Annotated in this window: 17 protein-coding genes and 1 pseudogene; 10 read left to right on the plus strand and 8 right to left on the minus strand. The window is 58.1% G+C overall.

The window, feature by feature from the left end:
* Nucleotides 1–31: 31 nt before the first annotated feature.
* On the plus strand, nucleotides 32–1,210 hold the full coding sequence (locus RT21_RS20560; protein WP_046164216.1) for a vWA domain-containing protein: 1,179 nt from the start codon (nucleotides 32–34) through the stop codon (nucleotides 1,208–1,210).
* Between the two features lie 34 nt (nucleotides 1,211–1,244).
* Nucleotides 1,245–1,775 carry a hypothetical protein gene (locus tag RT21_RS20565; protein WP_046164217.1) on the plus strand — a complete coding sequence of 177 codons (531 nt, stop codon included), beginning with the start codon at nucleotides 1,245–1,247 and terminating at the stop codon, nucleotides 1,773–1,775.
* Here RT21_RS20565 and RT21_RS20570 read toward each other — a convergent pair.
* From RT21_RS20570 to RT21_RS20580, 3 genes are read right to left on the minus strand one after another with little or no spacing between them, the layout of a single operon-like run.
* Nucleotides 1,750–2,289: a DUF2937 family protein gene (locus RT21_RS20570; protein ID WP_046164218.1), complete on the minus strand. Its 540-nt coding sequence runs from the start codon at nucleotides 2,287–2,289 to the stop codon at nucleotides 1,750–1,752. The genes RT21_RS20565 and RT21_RS20570 overlap by 26 nt on opposite strands.
* Nucleotides 2,289–3,065, minus strand: a complete 777-nt coding sequence (locus RT21_RS20575; RefSeq protein ID WP_045428106.1) for a class II glutamine amidotransferase — start codon at nucleotides 3,063–3,065, stop codon at nucleotides 2,289–2,291. Before RT21_RS20575 ends, RT21_RS20570 begins: the two co-directional genes overlap by 1 nt.
* A gap of 51 nt (nucleotides 3,066–3,116) precedes the next feature.
* Nucleotides 3,117–3,581 carry a hypothetical protein gene (locus RT21_RS20580; RefSeq protein ID WP_046164219.1) on the minus strand — a complete coding sequence of 155 codons (465 nt, stop codon included), beginning with the start codon at nucleotides 3,579–3,581 and terminating at the stop codon, nucleotides 3,117–3,119.
* Nucleotides 3,582–3,789: 208 nt separating this feature from the next.
* Here RT21_RS20580 and RT21_RS20585 point away from each other — a divergent pair, with 208 nt between their 5' ends.
* Complete coding sequence (locus tag RT21_RS20585) at nucleotides 3,790–4,230, plus strand: universal stress protein (RefSeq protein WP_019341630.1); 441 nt, start codon at nucleotides 3,790–3,792, stop codon at nucleotides 4,228–4,230.
* A 27-nt stretch (nucleotides 4,231–4,257) separates the two neighbouring features.
* Here RT21_RS20585 and RT21_RS20590 read toward each other — a convergent pair whose 3' ends face one another.
* Together RT21_RS20590 and RT21_RS20595 are read right to left on the minus strand one after the other, a co-directional pair.
* Nucleotides 4,258–4,950, minus strand: coding sequence for a DUF6901 family protein (locus tag RT21_RS20590; protein WP_045428112.1), 693 nt, complete (start codon nucleotides 4,948–4,950; stop codon nucleotides 4,258–4,260).
* A gap of 126 nt (nucleotides 4,951–5,076) precedes the next feature.
* The gene (locus RT21_RS20595) at nucleotides 5,077–6,993 is read right to left on the minus strand and encodes an ATP-binding cassette domain-containing protein (RefSeq protein ID WP_046164220.1); all 1,917 of its coding nucleotides are present in this window, start codon (nucleotides 6,991–6,993) and stop codon (nucleotides 5,077–5,079) included.
* Nucleotides 6,994–7,268: 275 nt separating this feature from the next.
* Between RT21_RS20595 and RT21_RS20600 the strand changes: the two genes are divergently transcribed.
* Entirely contained in the window at nucleotides 7,269–9,200 is a 1,932-nt protein-coding gene (locus RT21_RS20600; protein WP_046164221.1) for a transglycosylase SLT domain-containing protein, read from the plus strand.
* A gap of 105 nt (nucleotides 9,201–9,305) precedes the next feature.
* On the opposite strand, the gene RT21_RS20605 is transcribed toward RT21_RS20600, so the two are convergent.
* The 3 genes from RT21_RS20605 to yegS all read right to left on the minus strand — a co-directional run bounded on the left by RT21_RS20605 (nucleotide 9,306) and on the right by yegS (nucleotide 12,124).
* Complete coding sequence (locus RT21_RS20605; RefSeq protein ID WP_046164222.1) at nucleotides 9,306–10,109, minus strand: MOSC domain-containing protein; 804 nt, start codon at nucleotides 10,107–10,109, stop codon at nucleotides 9,306–9,308.
* Between the two features lie 26 nt (nucleotides 10,110–10,135).
* A complete protein-coding gene (locus RT21_RS20610) occupies nucleotides 10,136–11,068 on the minus strand; it encodes a chemotaxis protein CheV (RefSeq protein WP_045428124.1) in 933 nt (310 codons plus the stop codon).
* Between the two features lie 126 nt (nucleotides 11,069–11,194).
* A complete protein-coding gene (yegS, locus tag RT21_RS20615) occupies nucleotides 11,195–12,124 on the minus strand; it encodes a lipid kinase YegS (RefSeq protein WP_046164223.1) in 930 nt (309 codons plus the stop codon).
* Nucleotides 12,125–12,500: 376 nt separating this feature from the next.
* Here yegS and RT21_RS20620 point away from each other — a divergent pair, with 376 nt between their 5' ends.
* From RT21_RS20620 to RT21_RS20640, 6 genes and pseudogenes are all read left to right on the plus strand, one after another.
* A complete protein-coding gene (locus tag RT21_RS20620) occupies nucleotides 12,501–13,937 on the plus strand; it encodes an undecaprenyl-phosphate glucose phosphotransferase (protein ID WP_046164224.1) in 1,437 nt (478 codons plus the stop codon).
* Between the two features lie 159 nt (nucleotides 13,938–14,096).
* Nucleotides 14,097–14,534 carry a low molecular weight protein-tyrosine-phosphatase gene (locus tag RT21_RS20625; protein ID WP_046164225.1) on the plus strand — a complete coding sequence of 146 codons (438 nt, stop codon included), beginning with the start codon at nucleotides 14,097–14,099 and terminating at the stop codon, nucleotides 14,532–14,534.
* A 15-nt stretch (nucleotides 14,535–14,549) separates the two neighbouring features.
* A complete protein-coding gene (locus RT21_RS20630) occupies nucleotides 14,550–16,760 on the plus strand; it encodes a polysaccharide biosynthesis tyrosine autokinase (RefSeq protein WP_046164226.1) in 2,211 nt (736 codons plus the stop codon).
* 157 nt (nucleotides 16,761–16,917) lie between these two features.
* Nucleotides 16,918–17,976, plus strand: a complete 1,059-nt coding sequence (locus tag RT21_RS20635; RefSeq protein ID WP_046164227.1) for a glycoside hydrolase family 5 protein — start codon at nucleotides 16,918–16,920, stop codon at nucleotides 17,974–17,976.
* A 12-nt stretch (nucleotides 17,977–17,988) separates the two neighbouring features.
* Nucleotides 17,989–18,240: a hypothetical protein gene (locus tag RT21_RS23695; protein ID WP_156155742.1), complete on the plus strand. Its 252-nt coding sequence runs from the start codon at nucleotides 17,989–17,991 to the stop codon at nucleotides 18,238–18,240.
* Nucleotides 18,241–18,300: 60 nt separating this feature from the next.
* Nucleotides 18,301–18,975, plus strand: a pseudogene (locus RT21_RS20640) (hypothetical protein); the annotation flags it as partial.
* Between the last annotated feature and the right edge of the window lie 32 nt (nucleotides 18,976–19,007).

The raw sequence follows: 19,007 nt of genomic DNA on the forward strand, positions 1-19,007 counted from the left end.
GCCGCGATGACGGCACGCCTGAGGTTCTGCCATGTTGCTCGGCCTGTTCAATGAGATGCGCGCCGCCAAGGTTCCGGTGTCGGTGCGCGAGCTGCTCGATCTGATCAATGCGTTGAAATACAACGTCGTATTCGCCGATATGGATGAGTTCTATTATTTGTCCCGGGCGATTCTGGTGAAGGACGAGCGGCACTTCGACAAATTCGATCGTGCCTTCGGCGCCTATTTCAAAGGCCTGGAAAATCTGGATCAGCATATCGAGGCCTTGATTCCTGAGGAGTGGCTGCGCAAGGAGTTCGAGCGTTCCTTGAGCGATGAAGAGCGCGCCAAGATCGAGTCTTTAGGCGGCTTGGACAAGCTGATTGAGGAGTTCAAGAAACGTCTCGAGGAGCAGAAAGGCAAACATGCCGGCGGCAACAAGTGGATCGGCACGGGCGGTACCAGTCCTTTTGGCTCCGGCGGCTACAACCCCGAGGGCATCCGCATCGGTGACGCAGGCAAGCGTCAAGGCAAGGCAGTGAAGGTATGGGATCAGCGCGAATACAAGAACCTCGACGATCAGGTCGAGCTGGGGACGCGCAACATCAAGGTCGCGCTACGCCGCTTGCGCAAGTTCGCCCGCCAGGGTGCGCAAGACGAATTGGACCTGGACGGCACCATCGACCACACCGCTAAAGACGGCGGCCTGCTGAATATCCAGATGCGCCCCGAGCGTCGCAATGCGGTGAAGCTGCTGATCCTGTTCGACATTGGCGGTTCGATGGATGCGCACGTCAAGGTCTGCGAAGAGTTGTTCTCCGCCTGCAAGACGGAGTTCAAGCACCTCGAGTACTTCTACTTTCACAACTTCATCTATGAGTCGGTCTGGAAAAATAATTTCCGCCGGACTTCCGAACGCACCTCGACCCTGGACCTGCTGCATAAGTACCGCGCTGACTATAAGGTGGTCTTCGTTGGCGACGCGGCCATGGCGCCCTACGAAATCACCCAGCCTGGCGGCAGCGTAGAGCACTGGAACGAAGAAGCCGGCTACGTCTGGATGCAGCGCTTCATGGAAAAATACAAGAAGCTCATCTGGATCAACCCTTACCCGAAGGATACCTGGGGCTACACCTCTTCCACCGGCATCGTCCGCGACTTGCTGGAGGACCGCATGTATCCACTAACCTTGAGCGGACTGGAAGAAGGCATGAAGTTTTTGTCGAAATAGGTCGCTATCGACCTTCAGCTGCAGGGACGCACCGATGAAAACACGATTGGCCCTTTGGGCCGTCACAGCCGTGACGGCAATCACCATGGCCGGTGCGCTACAAGCAGCCTTTGGCTTATCAGGTGAGCGTGCCATACATAGCGTCGGTGCCAATGCGCCAGCGATAGCCCGCTTTGCGTTGGGCTATAAGCAGACCATCATCATCGTGAATCTAGCCGCTTCGGCTCTGCTACTGATTTGGTGGCTAGCCGCAACGGCCAAGCCGACCCACCGACCAGGGTTGAGGCTGGCAAATGCTGCCTTCGGTAGTTGGATACTGGTCCAGATGCTGGTGATCTGGACTGCTGTCTTAGGCATTCTTCAGCAGGTGTCAGGTTTATCCGATGGAGAGCCTATTCAAGCTGCCTTACTGATCATTGGGGCCTCTTCGCTCAGATGGGTAATCCCGTCGACATTCTGCTTGCCTATCCTTCAGTTAGGTTTGGGGGAATGGGCTTACCGCGTCACCGCGCGAGTAGCACATCCCCAAGGCGTCCGGACTATCGCTTCGACGGAAGCGGGCTAGCCGTACGACGGCGGCGTCGATAACGCTGTGGAAACAGAGCCTGGCGAAGCAAGACGAAGAGGCTTTCAATGATCCATGCAAGCAACAGCGCGCAGCTTAGGCCCCAGGCGATGGCCTCGGGCGCCAACAGTACCTGAAAGCGGTAGCTATTCCATACCTGGCGTCTTATCTCACTGTTTGCCCCGACCAACACGTGCCAGGCCTGTGCGTACCAGGGCCCTTCCATGATCCGCCATTCACGATCAAGCAAACGTGCGCGCTCGACCAATGCCGAAACGCTGCGCGCATCGCTCTGAAACACCGCATCTTCGCTGGCTCGGTAATGCTCGACCAAGGCGTTCAGATCACCTTTGAAAAATAGCCCGGCTGTTTCCTGGAACCCAGCCAGACCCAGCTGCGCCTCTAGCCGACGCGCCTCGACGTGATCACTGTACGCATCGATGAAGCCCGGCACCTGAATACCGATGAGCAACCCAAGGGCAAACAAGGTCAGCCGCAGATAGCTTCTCAACATCATTGCACCTGCCCGCGCGCAACACACTCGCCCAACCGCCAAAGCGTCCATTCGCCCGATTGATGAATATCCCACTGCTCGTTGTCGGTTAATGGCTCGGTTGCCAGCACCGTTACGACGTCGTTTGGCGTCGTCTCCGCGTTGAAGTCTACCGTCAGTTCGGCATCTTTCAGTTGCGCCGGGCCGAAAGGGGCGCGACGGGTGATCTGCGCCAGTTTGGTTGAGCAGAAACTGAACAGCCATTCACCGTTGCTGAGCAAGCAGTTGAATACGCCTTTGGTACGGTAACTGGCACAGGCATCGAGCAGATGCGGGACCAGATCCTCCGCAGCGACCCGCTCGGGAAAGTCGCCGCGTATCAGATTGAGCAGATCGCAGAATGCCGCTTCGCTGTCCGTATCCCCTACCGGCTGATAGAAGCCGCGCGCCGGGCTGAAATCCGCTAGTTGGCCATTGTGGGCAAAACACCAATGCTGCCCCCACAGCTCCCGGACGAAAGGATGCGTATTGACCAGCGCGACTTTGCCGACGTTGGCGTGACGGATATGGCCGATCACCACATGACTCTTAATCAGGTAATGCTGAACCATCTTCGCCACTTCCGACTCGCAGCTGGCCACCGGATCTTGGAACAGTCGCAGACCGCGACCTTCGTAGAACGCAATACCCCAGCCGTCCTTGTGTGGTCCAGTGCGGCCGCCGCGTTGCATCAGCCCGGTAAAGCTGAAGTGGATGTCGGTGGGTACATTGGCGCTCATGCCGAGCAGTTCACACATGCGCTATCTCCCGATAGGTTCTGCTGCGCCTTGGGCGAGAAAGGTTCAGTGTCAGAGTCTGGGTTCGGTCCGCGCCTCGTAGCGGTTCATCGGACGGTAGTCCTCTTCGTCGTCATCCTCGAGTCGTTCGCGCAGGGTACGAGGGTCTTCATGGCGCGATTCGCTCGGGTGCTGTTTCGCCCGCCGCTCGAGCAGCCAACGTATAAGCACAAAAACCGCATAGATGGCGAATGCAATCAAGCCGTAGAGCGCGAGGTCAGCCACGGCACGCCAGGCATTACTGCCGACCTTGAACAGCAGATCCAGAGTTGTGATGGCGACCGCCGGGGCGAACAGATCCTTGGCGGGATCGACGATGGTCGGCGTCAGCAGCAATACGGCCATGATCAGCCGCAACGGTTCGCGCAGCCAGCGCCACAGGGGACGGGTGATGCGCAACCAGACCAGCAAGCAGCCCAGCGCAGCGATACCGTAGGCAGACCAGGCAAGCAAATATTCATTGGCGGGTAGGAACATGGCGATCTCTGTACAGGCCGGAGGAAGCCCCGGCATTAACGCCGGGCATGATAACAGTCGTGAGCGACGGCACGGCTAGCCAACTGATGCAATGCAGCTGGCCATTGCGCATCCAACGCCGTATAAACCCTGAAAAAAAACGCGTTGCAGCCCATATCGCGTGCCTAGAAGCCATACTTGTAGCAACCGACATTTCAGGAGATTCATCATGATCTACCAGCATATTCTGGTCGCCACCGACCTGAACGACGATTGCCATCCAGTGGTCGCGCGCGCTCAGGCGCTGGCGACCGCCAGCGGTGCGAAACTGGCGTTGGTCCATGTCATCGAACCCATGGCGATGGCCTTCGGTGGGGACGTGCCAATGGATCTTTCAATGCTGCAACAACAGCAGTTCGACCAGGCCCGTGAGCGCTTGGCCGGGTTCGCCGATCGTTATCCGGGGCTAACCGCGGAACAACGCCACCTGGCCTACGGTCAGCCTCGTCAGGAAGTTCACCGACTGGCTAAGGAGCAAGGTTGTGATCTGGTAGTGGTGGGCAGCCATGGCCGCCACGGCCTCGCTTTGCTGCTCGGCTCCACGTCCAATGACATCCTGCATGGTGCGCCCTGCGATGTGCTCGCCGTACGCCTGAAAAAACCTGAGTGATCCGTCGCCCGGCCTGAGCCAGCTGGTTCAGGCCGTTTCAACACCGTCCCCGGCGCTCATCACAAGCGGCCGAATCTTTTGCAGCTGCGTCTCCAACGAGTAGGTCAGGCTCGATGCCATGGAGAAGAAGGTCAGGAAGGCCTTTAGGTTCGAGTCCTCGTGGCAGGTATCGTGGATGCGCTGCCAGAACGCCTGATTAACCAGCTGCAACTGCTGGAACGACCTCACCAATCCCCGCAACTCCCAATCGGCGTGCCGTCCTTCGCGCAGGTTGAAATACTGTCTCGCCAGGTACAGCGATACCGCCCGAAGTACAAACTCCTGATTGCTCGCGAACGGCAAATGCTGATGGGCCATCGGCTTGAGCCGGCCAAGTATCGGACATGCACTGGTGGCCATGATCACACCCAGAAGCGCGCGCAATCCTTCTTCCAGCCCGACCAGCTTGTTGTACTCCCGCTCAGGGGTACGGACATGCACCTGCGCTTTACGAATGGCGGGCAGACCTTGGAAATCCTCGATGACTCGATGCAGGTCAACCGCCGCCGGGCAATGGCTGAACTCGTTACGACTCAACGGGCAATTGTTGCACTGCTGATGATCCAGGCGCGTCCATCTCGGCGCCAGCTTCGCAGTCTCGTGATCAAAGACACGGTCCGGCTCGATCCGATAGCAGAACTCATGCTCGTCATCGAGGGTGATTCGGTATTCGATTGCCATCTATGCTCCGTCTGCTGGCAGATATCGTTATCTTCACGAAGTCCCGCTCAACGCAGACTCGTAAGTCGCACGCTCTATCGGTGAACGTGCGGGTCTTGCAGGCTGGGGTCGCGCCGTTGGGACGGCTCAGCCCTCCAACTCGGCCCAACGCTCGAGCAGCGCATCGAGCTCAAGCTGCATCGCTTCGAGCTTGGCAATGGTTTCGCCGGTCCGCTCAGCACTCTGCTGATAGAACGCCGGCTGTGCCATCTCCTCTTGCAGCGCAGCGATGCCCTTTTCCACTGCGTCAATCTTGCCCGGCAGTGCTTCCAGCTCGCGCTGAACCTTGTAACTGAGCTTTTTTTTCGCAGGGGCCGGCTCAGCAGGCGCTTGCTGTGCAGCCGGCTTGGCCTGAGCCGCCTCAGCCTTCGCCTCTTTGCTCTCCTTACCTTCACCGACGCCGAGCAACTTTACCGAGCCGCCTTGACGCAGCCAATCCTGATAGCCACCGACGTATTCACGAACCACGCCATTGCCTTCGAATACCAACGTGCTGGTCACTACGTTATCGAGAAATGCCCGGTCGTGGCTCACCATCAGAACCGTACCCTGGAAATTCAGCAGGACTTCCTCCAACAGCTCGAGGGTTTCCACATCGAGATCGTTGGTGGGCTCATCGAGGACCAGCAGGTTGGCGGGTTTACTGAATAGCTTGGCGAGCAAGAGCCGTGCCCGCTCGCCGCCCGAGAGTGCTTTAACCGGCGTACGGGCGCGCTGGGGACTGAACAGGAAGTCTCCGAGGTAGCTCAGGACATGTCGGTTCTGGCCGTCGATGGTGATGAAATCGCGTCCCTCGGCAACGTTGTCGACGACGGTCTTTTCCAGTTCCAGCTGGTGACGCAGTTGGTCGAAATATGCCACTTCCAGCTTGGTGCCGGGTTCTACCGTGCCGCTGGTTGGTTGCAAATCCCCAAGTAGAAGCTTGAGCAACGTGGTCTTGCCGGTACCGTTGGCGCCGAGCAAGCCGATACGGTCGCCACGCTGCAACACCGTCGAGAAGTCGCGAATCAACAACTCGCCCCCCGGATGTCCGAAGCTCGCATGTTCGACGACGATGACCTGCTTGCCAGACTTTTCAGCGGCGTCAATCTGAATGTTGGCCTTACCCTGCTGCTCGCGTCGTTCGCTACGTTCAGCACGCAGGGCTTTCAGCGCTCGCACGCGCCCTTCATTGCGGGTACGCCGCGCCTTGATGCCCTGGCGAATCCACACTTCTTCCTGAGCCAGCTTCTTGTCGAACAGCGCATTGGCCGTCTCTTCGGCTGCCAGCTGCTGCTCCTTGTGCACCAGGAAGCTCGCGTAGTCGCCATTCCAGTCGATCATATGGCCGCGATCAAGCTCAAGAATGCGGGTTGCCAGGTTCTGCAGGAACGCGCGGTCGTGAGTGATGAACAGCACCGCACCGTTGAACCCGGTGAGCGCTTCTTCCAGCCAGGCGATAGCGCCGATGTCCAGGTGGTTGGTCGGCTCGTCGAGCAACAGCAGATCGGGCTCTGACACCAGCGCCTGGGCCAGCAGCACGCGCCGTCGCCAGCCACCAGACAATTCGGCCAGGGTTTTATCGGCCGGCAACTGCAAGCGGCTCAAGGTGCTGTCCACCAATTGCTGCAGGCGCCATCCATCCTTGGCTTCGAGCGCCTGCTGGACATGCATGAGCTTGTCGAGATCGGCTTCGTTCTGGATGTTCTGGCTCAGATGATGATATTCGGCAAGCAACTGCCCCACCCCGGCCAGCCCCTCGGCGACTACGTCGAAGACGGTACGCTCATCGGCAATCGGCAATTCCTGTGGCAACTCGCCGATCTTCAACCCTGGCGCCCGCCAGATTTCGCCGTCATCTGGTAGCTGGCTGCCCTTGACCAAGCTGAGCATGCTGGATTTGCCGGTGCCGTTGCGCCCGATAATACAAACCCGCTCACCCCGCGCAATCTGCCAGGACACTCCATCGAGCAATGGATTGTTGCCATAGGCGAGGGACACATCGGTCAACTTGAGCAGGGTCATGACTATCTCCGGAAAACAGGGCGCGCATTCTAACAGAAGGCATCGCCCCGCCGGGCTGCAGCGGACGCCTGGCGGCCTGTTTGACGGTAAATTTCCGCCAGCGCGTCAGCTTCTGCCCGAGCGGACCAGGACAGCCCTAACCCGGCACGGACATGACGCTCGTCGGAAGTTTCGCTTTGAGCCTTTCAAGCGCTTAATCCTCGTTTAACTGCTTGAGCGGCCAAGCTAAGCTAGCCACAGAAATTCCCGTACCTCCCCCCGTTTTCGGAAGTCTCATGCGCGGTCGACTCTCCAGTATCTGTTTGTCTCTGTTTCTCTCCGTCGTCACCGTTGAAACCACCCAAGCTGCGAGTTTGCAGCAGCAGCGTCAGTTGTACGACGAAGCCAAGCGGGCCTTGGCCAAGGGCGATAGCGGGCCATACCGGCGCCATGCCAGCGCCCTACGTGACTATCCGCTCGAGCCCTATCTGGCATACGACGATCTGACCGCACGGTTGAAAACTGCCAGCAATGACGAAGTGGAGAAATTTCTCGCCGAGCATGGTGATTTGCCACAGGCGAGCTGGATGAAGCTGCGCTGGCTTCGGCTGCTGGCGGCGCGCGGCGACTGGCGCCCCTTCGTCGCTCACTACGACCCAAAGATGAACTTCACCGAACTTGATTGCCTGTATGGGCAATACCAGCTCATCAGCGGTCAGAAGGAACAGGGCTATGCCACAGCCGAAAAGCTCTGGCTGGTGGGCAAGTCCCAGCACAACGCTTGCGATGCTCTGTTCGAACGGTGGGAAGACGAGGGGCAGCTTACCGAGGCTCTGCGCTGGAAACGGGCCAAGCTGGCAGTCGAGATCGGCAACTATGGCCTGGCCAAGTTCTTGGTCAAAAGCCTGCCGACGCTGAAAGCACAGGGCGAGCTTCTGCTCGATGTCGCCCAGAAGCCACAGTTGCTCAGCCAGCCTGAACGCTTCTCGCCAGCCACCGAGACCATGGGTGATGTCGTCTCGATCGGCTTACGCCGGTTGGCCAGAGTAAACCCGGAGCAAGCCCTTGGTCTGCTCGACAGCTACGCCAGGCGGATGTCCTTTTCGGCGGAGGAAAAGGTTTCCATCGCACGTCAGATCGGCCTCACCCTGGCCAAGCGTTTCGACCCCCGCGCACTCAAAGTCATGGCTGAATACGACCCAGAGCTGCGTGATGACACGGTCAGTGAATGGCGGGCTCGCCTGTTGCTCCGCCTGGGCCGCTGGGATGACGTCTATGCGCTGACTCAGCGATTCCCCGAAGAGCTCGCCAACAGCAATCGCTGGCGGTACTGGAAAGCGCGCAGCCTGGAACTGGCGAAGCCCAAAGATGAGCGAGCCGCCCAGCTCTACCAACCGGTCGCTGGCGAACGGGATTTTTACGGTTTCCTTTCGGCTGACCGCATCCAGGCGCCCTACAAGCTCAACCATCAGCCCCTCGCGCTTGACCCAAAGCTGGTCCAGAAGGTCCGCAATACCGCTGGGATTCGCCGCGCCATGGAATTCCATGCTCGCGGGCAAATCGTTGATGGGCGCCGCGAGTGGTATCACGTCAGCAGGTTGTTCAGCCGCGACGAGCTGGTTGCACAGGCGCGACTGGCCTATGAAATGGAATGGTACTTCCCTGCAATTCGCACCATTAGCCAGGCGAAGTATTGGGACGACCTGGACATCCGCTTCCCCATGGCCCATCGCAGCAGCCTGGTGAACGCCGCGAAAGCGCGTGAAATCCACCCGAGTTGGGTGTTTGCGATCACTCGCCAGGAAAGCGCATTCATGGCCGACGCCCGCTCCCATGTGGGCGCCACAGGCCTGATGCAGTTGATGCCAGCTACGGCGAAAGAAACGGCCAAGCGCTTTGGCATTCCGTTGTCGTCGCCCCAGCAAGTGCTCAACCCCAACATCAACATTCAGCTAGGCGCCGCCTATCTCAGCCAGATTTACGGTCAGTTCAACGGTAACCGAGTGCTAGCTTCGGCGGCTTACAACGCCGGACCCGGGCGGGTTCGCCAATGGCTGAAGAATGCAGACCACCTTCCGTTTGACGTGTGGGTCGAGAATATCCCGTTCGATGAAACCCGCCAGTACGTGCAGAACGTACTGACCTATTCGGTCATCTACGGGCAAAAGCTCAACTCGCCACAACCACTGGTGGAATGGCACGAGCGCTACTTCGATAATCAGCGATAAGGCGTAAAGATTGGATGAGCTGCGGCGTATGTCTGGCGCCGCAGCAGGCGCGGAAAGGCTTAGTTGTGGCGCCGTTCCAGATGCGGTGGCTTGCCCCAGCCGAGGTTACTCGAGCACTTCAACAGGCATGCCAATCTGCAACTGGCCAGTGCCTTCGGCGATGAGATTCTGACCAAAGAATACGCCGCCATCGCCCTTCCGGTAGTTCATCAGCGTAGCCAGTGGCTCGCGGACGGGGCTCCGCTCACCGCTCAGCGGATCGATGGTCGGGATGATGCAACGTGAACAGGGCTTGACCACGCGGAACGCCAGATCACCGATGCGAATGCGCCGCCAGCGATCCTCGGCGTAGGGCGCCGCCCCGGCGATCACCAGATTGGGCCGAAACCGGCGCACATCGAGTATTTGCCCAACCCGGGCCGAAAGATCATCGAGTGATCGCTGGCCGATCAACAGAAACGGAAATCCATCGCTGAATGCCGTGCGTTCGCCTGGCCGGGCATAATCCTGATCGACCTGGATGCCCCGAGACGCGGGCAGATGCACCAGTCGACAAGGACGACCAAGCAGGCGTGTCAGCCACTCAGCCGCAGCGTCGCCAGCATCGGGCGCCTGTAGACTTTCGCGCCAGATCAGCACGCCACGCTCAACGCCACCCTCCTCCGGAACCGCAACAGCCAACGCATCCATCCCCGGCGCCGTCAACAGTAGCTCGGCGTCACCTTGCCAACGAGCGTTCAGCAACGCCATGCCGGGCAGCATTCGCTGGGTCAGGAATTTTCCGCTTGCGGCGTCGACCACCATCCAGCGCCGGTCACCATACACACCCAGCTTGTCGCATCGCTCTTGTTCCAGTAACTCAGCCGAACCGGACTTGAGTGGAAAACGGTACAACGAGGAAAGGTGCATGCGGGGCCCTCGAGCGATTGGTCAGGTCAGCGAGTTTCGTCCAGCAACAAACGCTCGCGGACGACGTCCACCAGTTTCTCCGGCTGAAACTTGGAAAGGAAGTTGTCACAGCCAACTTTCTGCACCATTGCCAGGTTGAAGCTCCCGGAGAGGGAGGTATGCAACACCACGTAGAGATCACGCAGGCGCGGATCGTTGCGGATCTCCGTCGTGAGCCGGTAGCCGTCCATCTCCGGCATTTCGGCATCGGTGAACACCATGAGCAGACGATCAGTGAGCGCCTCCCCACTATCTGCCCAGGCCTTCAGTTTGTTCAAGCCCTTCATGCCATCGCTGGCGGAATGCACGGTGATACCCAGCTGGCTCAAGGTTTCTCGCAGCTGCGCCAGGGCAACGGTCGAGTCGTCGACGCAAAGCACTTCACGCCCCCGGGCGCGCTCGAGCACCGGGTCAGTCAAGCGCTCCGGCGCGATGCTCGTGTTGTAGGGCACGATCTCAGCCAAGACCTTTTCCACGTCAATGACTTCGACCAGCCTGTCCTCGACCTTGGTGATCGCTGTGAGGTAGTGCTGCCGTCCCGCGGTGGTCGGCGGCGGCAACACTTCCTCCCAGTTCAGGTTGAGGATGCGGTCTACGCCGCCGACCAGAAACGCCTGAATCGAACGATTGTATTCAGTCACGATGATGGTGCTGCGCTCATCTGGAACCAAAGGTCGCAAACCAATGGCACGCGACAGGTCGATGACCGGCAGCGTCTGCCCGCGCAGGTTGACCACGCCGCATACCGAGCCGTGCCGGTGCGGCATCAGCGTCATCTTCGGCAGCTGCACGACTTCCTGCACCTTGAACACGTTGATCGCGAACTGCTGCCGTCCGGACAGACGGAACATGAGAATTTCCAGGCGATTCTGCCCCACCAAACGGGTGCGTTGATCGACTGACTCCAGAATGCCGGCCATTGCGGGCTCCTTTGGCGAATAAGGGACTTAGGAGCTATCGGCCGCAAGTGCCCATGCTTTATCCGCTGGCGATAGATTTTGTCAGCCCTGCCCGCTCGTTGCGCTCGTATCTGAAACCGTAAAGGATCAGGCGGATGGATCATCGTGCTTGATCAGTGGCTCGTCACGCAGCAGCGGGCTGTCTGCAGGCAGATGCAACCGCAGCGCTCGGCGTTTCACGGAGAAACGCATCTGCTTTGCGGCGACCGGTTCGCCGTCAAGATTAATGCTGATTTCTTCGGGCGCCTCCACCTCGAACCATGGCGCACGGGCATTTACCGAGACCGTATCGATGCCCAGCAATCCGCCACTCAGCAAGGTACCGAGCGTCCCGACCGCATCAGCCGGCGCAGGGACGATACAGATATCGAGCAACCCGTCGACGATCGAGGCCTGAGGGCAGAGCTGCTGGCCGCCACCCGACTGGCGACCGTTGCCAATGCCCAGCGCTAGAAATTCCCCCTCCCAGGTAAAACCGGGCGCCACGAAGCGCCCCCAAGTAGCCCGCAACTCACTGAAGCGCGACAGGCCGGTCAACAGATAGGCACTCCCGCCCAGAACCCGTTTCAGCTCTGACGAGGTGGTGGCTGTCACCTTGGAGCCGAAACCACCCGTCGCCATGTTCATGAAAAGCTCGCCGTTCATTTCACCGACGTCGACCCAAACAGGTTCGCGATTGAGCAGGGTGAGCGCATCAAAGGGTTCCAGCGGTATCTCTGCCGCATGGGCGAAGTCATTAGCGGTGCCCAGCGGCAACACCGCCAAACTCGCGTCAGTACCGCTGTCGATCAGAGCCTGTGCCATCTCCCGTAAGGTCCCGTCACCGCCGCCCGACACCAGGGTCCGATAACCCGCCGCCAGCGCTTCCTTGACCAGGCGCTCGGTGTCCCCCGGCTCCCACGTCACCCGGACGGCGAGCTCGTTACCCAGCTGACGCCATTCGGTTACGGCCGCCCTAAGGTCTTCGTTGAGCCCTTGCTTCCCATGAAGGACGAGCAATGCCTTGGGTTCATTCATGCAGGTCGTTCCAGTCATCCGTTTCAGTATGCGCAGATAGACACGCTTCAGGCACATAAAGTTGTGGAGAGCCCCACGCCTGCAGGCTTAAGCCGACCACGCAAAACACTGACCATCGGTCAGCGAAAGAAGCGAAAAAAGCCCGCAAGCCGACCTTTTTGATCGCTTTATCACTTACGTATCAATGAGTTGCGTGATGCATTTAATTCTTTTGAGGCAATTGGCTCTTTGCACGATTCCGGTGAACTCATTTCTTGAAGGGCGGTCGGAGCACTTGTCCAGGTGAGGGTTGCGATAGCGGCCTGCCATCAGAACCGCGGATCGCGGCGATCAAAACGAGTATTGAGCTAGCAATAGCCATAGGAAGGAGCCTTGTATGCGCTTACAGTCCGTTGGAACCCTTGAGTACGCCCACCCCAGTTTCGTCGATTACTTTCTTGCCAGCATTCGCCTGATTCACGGGCTGACCTCTGTGCTGCCGGGCGTTCTGTTGTTGCTGTTTCTGCCCCTCGACCTGCCCGCAGGCGGAGGCACATTCAGCACCTTCCTGATGTTTTTCGGCGTGATCAGTGTCGTTATCTTTCAGTCGGTAGGCATCTACAGCGAGGAAGTGTTCAGCACGTTGCTGCGCTTTCGCACCATGCTCGTTGCCTGGGCCGCGGCTTTCAGCTTGATGATTTTCATGCACCAGGGCCTGGGTATGTTCGGCTACCTCGAGGCCAAACATCTGACCTTCTGGTTCGTCACCAGTGGCATCCTGTTCGGCGCCGAGCGACTGATGATGCTCGCCCTGTTCCGTCGTCTAATGGCGAAAGGCGTGTACCTGCAGAATGCCGTAATCCTTGGTGGCACCGACAACGGCGTGCGCGTTGCCGAGTATCTGGCTAATCACCGCGATATCCGCACCGGCGTGCTCGGTTTCATTGACGACCGCCTCGAGCGCCTGCCGAAGACGTTGGCCGACCTGCCGTTACTAGGCAACACCCGCGACCTGGAACAGATGATCCGTGAGGAAAAGGTCACCCAGGTACTGGTCGCGTTGCCCTGGTTTGCCGACAGCCGCATCGGTCAGTTGATCAACGAGTTGCGCCGACTCCCCGTCAACGTTCTGCTGGTACCGGACATGGTCGCTTTCCGCCATGCCAACAAGCGCATCACCGAAGTCGGTGGACTGCCGACGCTGATTGCCTCTGATCTGCCGCTGCGTGGCTGGTCGCCAATGTTCAAGCGCATCGAAGACATCGTGCTCTCCAGCCTCGCTCTGCTGGCGGCTGCCCCGGTCATGCTCCTCCTCGCGCTGGCCATCAAGCTCGACTCGCCCGGTCCTGTGTTGTTCAAGCAGAAGCGCTACGGCTACAACAACCGACTGATCGAAGTGTTCAAGTTCCGCTCGATGTACCACGCCAAGTCGGATGCCAACGCCGAACAGCAAACGACGCGCAACGATGACCGCATCACCCGGGTGGGTCGTTTCATTCGCAAAACCAGCCTCGACGAGCTGCCACAACTGCTCAACGTATTCCTTGGCAGCATGTCCATGGTCGGTCCGCGCCCCCATGCAACCGCGACCAAGGCCGCAGGCGTGCTGTTCGAAGACGCCGTATCGGAATATTCCGCACGGCACCGCGTCAAGCCGGGCATCACGGGCTGGGCGCAAATCAATGGCTACCGCGGCGAGACCGACACCCTGGAGAAGATCGAGAAGCGCGTCGAATACGACCTCGATTACATCGAGCGTTGGTCGGTCTGGTTCGACATCTACATCCTTGCCCGCACCATCCCCGCCCTTCTGTTCAACAAGGATGTCTACTGACTGCCACACGCATTGACCAGCTCCATCCTGGCAACAAGCCACATTCATGCGCGAGCGCAGCAGGAAGATTGAACTAATGAAGCGAGCCAATATCAGATTTGCGTTCTGCAACAGGCAGACCTGTATGCCCACGACACCTGGGCTACGAGGCTGAGCGAAATGTTCCAGAACATATTGATTGTCTGTGTGGGCAACATCTGCAGAAGCCCCGCAGCCGAAGCGTTGCTAGCCCACAAACTTGAAGGCAAAGGCCTGACGATAAGTTCGGCAGGCATAGGTGCTCTAGTAGGCAACCCAATGGACAAGACTGCACATGAGGTGCTTAACGACCACGGAGTGGAACACGCGTCCCACCGTGCCCGTCAGGTCGATAGCGAAATGCTGCATCGCGCAGACCTGATCCTTGTGATGGAACAAAGCCACGTCCAGCACATTCGTCAGATCGCACCCGAAGTACATGGCAAAACCTTCCTGCTGGGTAAATGGCTGGACGATACGGAAATCCCTGATCCCTACCGCCAGTCCAAGCCCGCATTCGAACATGTTCACAGCCTTCTGACTCAGTCCGTCGAAAGCTGGCTTCCTTACCTGAAATAAGAAGAAGGAACTTCAATGACCACCATGCCCCGACCCATCTATGAAACAAAAGAGGACAAGGACATTGACCTGGCCCACCTCTTTGACACGTTTCTAAATAACCGAGCGCTGATACTCACCATTACGGGGTTCTTCGCCGCGCTGGGCGTTGCCTATGCCCTGCTCGCGACGCCGGTATATCTGGCAAGCGCGATGATTCAGATCCAGGCGAAAGGTGGCTTGCCAAGCCTTACCGATGTGGTTGGCACCGCCCCTGCCGTTTCACCGGCGCAGACCGAAATCGCACTGCTCAAGTCGCGCTCGGTGGTTGGCGGAGCGGTCGAGGATCTGAACCTCGACATCATCATCGAGCCTCACCACTTTCCGGTGGTCGGCGGTTATATCTTCCGTCGATTCGAGCCCACCGAGGAAGGTGAGCTGGGCTGGTATCCCGAGGGCTTCGAATCCTACGCATGGGGTGGCGAATCACTGCGCGTCACGCAGCTGATCGTGCCAGACAAAATGCATGGCGAAGAGCTGACGCTGGAAGCCGCCGAAAACAACGGCTTCATCCTGCGCGACCCCGAAGGCGAGGTAGTCGTGCAAGGGGTCGTCGGCGAGCCCATCGAGACCCCGGATTACGGCATCACCGTGGCAGAGCTGAACGCACGGCCGGGCACCACCTTTACTGTGATCAAGAACCGCACCTACGCCACCACCGAGGACTATCAGAATCGCCTGAATGCCGGTGAGCGCGGCAAGCAGTCGGGCATCCTCAACGTGACGTTGGAGGGCACCGATCCAGAAAAAGCAGTCACGGTGCTTGAGGCAGTAGCGCAACGCTACGTCGACCAGAACATTGCGCGCAACGCGGCGGAAGCGACTCAGAGCCTTGAATTTTTGAGTGAGCAGGTGCCGGAGGTCCGCAAGAAGCTCGACGCCGCGCAGACAGCCCTGAACGAGTTCCAAACCGGCAATCGTTCGGTGGATATCTCGGCGGAAACCCAGTCGGTGCTTGATCGCATCGTTGATCTGGAGAGCCAGATTTCCGAGCAGAACCTCAAGCGCACCGAGATGGAAAGCCGCTTCACCCGTCAGCACCCTAATTTCCAGGCGCTGATGAACCAGATCAATCAGCTGCAAGCGCAAAAGACTGAACTGGAAAAGCAGATCGGAACCCTGCCGTCTACTCAGCAGGAGCTGCTGCGCCTCAACCGCGATGTAGAGGTTTCTTCTGAAACCTATTCGATGCTGCTGAACAAGACCCAGGAGCTCGACATCATTCGTGCCGGGACAGTGGGCAACGTGCGCATCGTTGACCACGCTGCGGCAGACATCGATGAACCAATCAAGCCGAACAAGCCGTTGATTGTCATCGTCGCCACGCTGCTTGGCGGGATCCTTGCGGTCGCCTTCGTGTATGTCCGTGAAGCACTCAAGCGTGGCGTGGAAAATCCAGAAGAGATCGAGCGCGTTGGCATTCCGGTGTACGCGGCGATTCCGTTCAGCGAGAAGCAGGGCCTGCTGGAAAAGCGCCTCGCCAATTTCAAACGGGACAAGAGCAGCGCTTCGTATCTGCTCTCGATCAATGATCCCGCCGATCTGGCGACCGAAGCGATGCGCAGTCTGCGCACCAGCTTGCATTTTGCGATGATCGAAGCGAAGAACAACATTCTGATGATCACCGGCCCGAGCCCGGCGGTGGGCAAGTCGTTCGTGACCAGCAACCTCGCCGCAGTTATCGCGCAGTCCGGCAAGAAAGTGCTGCTGATCGACGCCGACATGCGCAAGGGGTATCTGCACAAGGTCATGCGCTGCCAGGGTGAAAAAGGCCTTTCCGACATCCTGTCTGGCCGTATCACGCTGTTCGATGCAATCCAGAAAACCCAGCTGAATAACCTGCACGTGATCACCCACGGCCAGCTACCGCCTAACCCATCGGAACTGTTGATGCACGAAAACTTCTCGCGCTTCGTCAAAGAGATCAGCAGCATGTACGACCTGGTGATCTTCGATACTCCGCCTATCCTGGCCGTCACCGACGCCGCACTGGTCGGCAGCCAGGCCGGCACCACCCTGATGGTGACGCGTTACGGGCTGAACGGCGTGAAGGAAATCGAGTTTGCCAAGCGACGCCTTGAGCAGAACGGAATTCTGGTCAAAGGCGTCATCTTCAATGCCGTGGTGCGTAAGGCGTCGACTTACAGCGAGTACGGTTATTACCAGTACGAGTACCAGAGCAAGTAGCGCTCCTCTGACTCTAAGTAAGCCCGGGCACATTACCCAATGATGCTATCCGAACCGCTCTCCTGATTATCAAGGAGAACGGTTCGGATCGAGTGCTTAGCTGAACATCAACAGGGCCGTCGAGTTGACAGTTGGCCCTCTGGAGATAAAGGTCATCATGGAACGTCGCCCCCTTTCTCTTTTGTTTCGCACCGCAAGGTTGATAGCCGGCCTGACGATTGCCGGATGCGTGTCGTTTGTGCAAGCGCAGCCCAGCGAAGATAAAGGCATCGACCTGATCGGCATCAATATGTCTGGTGCGAACTTCGCTCCGCATATCACGCCTGGAAAACTGGGCACCAATTATTTTTATCCTGAAGAGAAATACTTCAAATATTACGCGGACAAGAACATTCGCTTGATTCGGTTCCCCTTCATCTGGGAGCGCCTGCAACATGATCTGTACAAAGGCGTGAATTTCGATCAGATGCGGTTGCTCAAGCGAACGCTCGACTTCGCCGCCCAACATAACCAGAAAGTCATTCTGGATATGCACAACTATGGGCGATACAAGGGCAAGCTGATCGGTTCGCCACAAGTACCCTACGAAGCTTACGCAACTGTTTGGCGCAAGCTTGCCGAAGAATTCAAGGACCACCCTGCATTGTTAGGCTACGACATCATGAACGAGCCCCACTCCACCGATGGGTTGTGGCCTGGAGCAGCACAGGCAGCGGTCGATGCCATCCGCAAGGTGGATATGGACAGCTTGATATTCGTCGAAGGTGACCGCTGGGCGAGCACCTTTCACTGGCGCTACGTCAATGAGTATTTTCTGATCGAAGATCCGGCAAACAAGATCATTTACGAGGGACACCTGTACCTCGACAAGGATTTTTCCGGGCGCTATGCGAAGGACGAGGTGGTCGATCCAATGTTAGGGGTGGAGCGCGTTCGGCCGTTCGTCGAGTGGCTGAGGGAAAACAACCTGAAGGGTTTTCTCGGCGAGTACGGTGTGCCTGGCCATTCAGATTCGATGCTGGTCGCGATGGACAACCTGCTCGGCTACCTCAACGAAAACTGCATGCCCAGCGCCTACTGGGCGGGCGGACCAGGCTGGGGCAAATATGTTTTGGCTATAGAACCGCTCAACGGCAAAGACAGGCCTCAGATGGATGTCCTGCAAAAGCACATTCCCAATAGCTGCAAGGAGTATGGCCCTACCCAGCAGCCTTGACAGGCTTGTGGCATGGTTCGCGGCGAATGGTGTGAAGCCGTTCAGAAGTTTTCAGCGAAACCTGAAAATCACACGCAACCCTGCCATTCCTCGCTTGTCCAAATTCAACCTTACATCGAGCGGCTTAATGCGGGCGGAACTCAAACACCCCTGCGCAATCCAATCAGTTTGGATACTGAACCATTGCTGGAGCCAGTTAGCCTAACACCGCTCAGCGGTACGAAAGGTGGCGGCGCACCGAAGCAATTGATGTGGCAATCCTGAAGCTTGAGTTTGTTGCGGCGTAGTTAATCTGGAATGGAAATGCACCTAAGGACCCAGGTGATGACAAACATCAGCTCGAAATTTTTCTTTCTGCCGTTGGCGGTGCTGGCAATCGTCTTGCACTTTTCGGTATTTGGTGACAGCACGCATAACCCGATCGGCTTCAAGTTCCTCAACGAAGCCTATTTGGCTGTTTGCCTAGGTCTTTCGCTTCTGTTGATTCTCGCCAGTACCGAGGAAGCTTCCAGAGAATTTCGCATCCTGATGTATTACGCTTTTTATAGCGTTTTCGTCTTCACCGTGCTGCCTGCAATCTTCTCGTTCTATACCTTTGGCCAGCCAATCACCTACGGCCTAATCGAAGAACGTCGGATTCTTTTTACCTTTGGCTTCGTACCGCTGCTATTGCTTGCCAAGCACATCAGCACCCGCCAGTTCGAGCATGCACTAATCTACGCGGCACTGATTGCTGTGATCCTCTCTTGGTGTTTCAAGTTCGGACTGGTCCCGGATCTGCGCGAGGAGCAAACATCCTGGGACCGCCCGGACCGCTCATCCATCGGGCCGTTCCTGATCTGTTTCGCCTATTTCTACTGCATTCAGGTATGGGCAAAAGGCAAGTCGCCTATCAATGGCGAACAACGACAGCGAAAACTGTACCTCCTCATTGCCGCCGTACTGTTGCTGACCCTGGTCTTTGCCACTCAAACGCGTCAATTGATTGTGCTATGTCTAGGGAACGTCTGAAGAACTGACCCCGCTGGCGG

The organism is Pseudomonas sp. 10B238, assembly GCF_000970615.1.
Classification (GTDB): domain Bacteria; phylum Pseudomonadota; class Gammaproteobacteria; order Pseudomonadales; family Pseudomonadaceae; genus Stutzerimonas.

What these genes read in the sequence shown, in the direction of transcription:
- RT21_RS20620 (WP_046164224.1), top strand. Translation starts at nt 12,501, where the DNA reads ATGCGCTTACAGTCCGTTGGAACCCTTGAGTACGCCCACCCCAGTTTC.
- RT21_RS20590 (WP_045428112.1), bottom strand. Translation starts at nt 4,950, where the DNA reads ATGGCAATCGAATACCGAATCACCCTCGATGACGAGCATGAGTTCTGC.
- RT21_RS20565 (WP_046164217.1), top strand. Translation starts at nt 1,245, where the DNA reads ATGAAAACACGATTGGCCCTTTGGGCCGTCACAGCCGTGACGGCAATC.
- RT21_RS20580 (WP_046164219.1), bottom strand. Translation starts at nt 3,581, where the DNA reads ATGTTCCTACCCGCCAATGAATATTTGCTTGCCTGGTCTGCCTACGGT.
- RT21_RS20600 (WP_046164221.1), top strand. Translation starts at nt 7,269, where the DNA reads ATGCGCGGTCGACTCTCCAGTATCTGTTTGTCTCTGTTTCTCTCCGTC.
- RT21_RS20610 (WP_045428124.1), bottom strand. Translation starts at nt 11,068, where the DNA reads ATGGCCGGCATTCTGGAGTCAGTCGATCAACGCACCCGTTTGGTGGGG.
- RT21_RS20575 (WP_045428106.1), bottom strand. Translation starts at nt 3,065, where the DNA reads ATGTGTGAACTGCTCGGCATGAGCGCCAATGTACCCACCGACATCCAC.
- RT21_RS20605 (WP_046164222.1), bottom strand. Translation starts at nt 10,109, where the DNA reads ATGCACCTTTCCTCGTTGTACCGTTTTCCACTCAAGTCCGGTTCGGCT.
- RT21_RS20635 (WP_046164227.1), top strand. Translation starts at nt 16,918, where the DNA reads ATGGAACGTCGCCCCCTTTCTCTTTTGTTTCGCACCGCAAGGTTGATA.
- RT21_RS20585 (WP_019341630.1), top strand. Translation starts at nt 3,790, where the DNA reads ATGATCTACCAGCATATTCTGGTCGCCACCGACCTGAACGACGATTGC.
- RT21_RS20595 (WP_046164220.1), bottom strand. Translation starts at nt 6,993, where the DNA reads ATGACCCTGCTCAAGTTGACCGATGTGTCCCTCGCCTATGGCAACAAT.
- RT21_RS23695 (WP_156155742.1), top strand. Translation starts at nt 17,989, where the DNA reads ATGGTTCGCGGCGAATGGTGTGAAGCCGTTCAGAAGTTTTCAGCGAAA.
- RT21_RS20630 (WP_046164226.1), top strand. Translation starts at nt 14,550, where the DNA reads ATGACCACCATGCCCCGACCCATCTATGAAACAAAAGAGGACAAGGAC.
- RT21_RS20570 (WP_046164218.1), bottom strand. Translation starts at nt 2,289, where the DNA reads ATGTTGAGAAGCTATCTGCGGCTGACCTTGTTTGCCCTTGGGTTGCTC.
- yegS (WP_046164223.1), bottom strand. Translation starts at nt 12,124, where the DNA reads ATGAATGAACCCAAGGCATTGCTCGTCCTTCATGGGAAGCAAGGGCTC.
- RT21_RS20560 (WP_046164216.1), top strand. Translation starts at nt 32, where the DNA reads ATGTTGCTCGGCCTGTTCAATGAGATGCGCGCCGCCAAGGTTCCGGTG.
- RT21_RS20625 (WP_046164225.1), top strand. Translation starts at nt 14,097, where the DNA reads ATGTTCCAGAACATATTGATTGTCTGTGTGGGCAACATCTGCAGAAGC.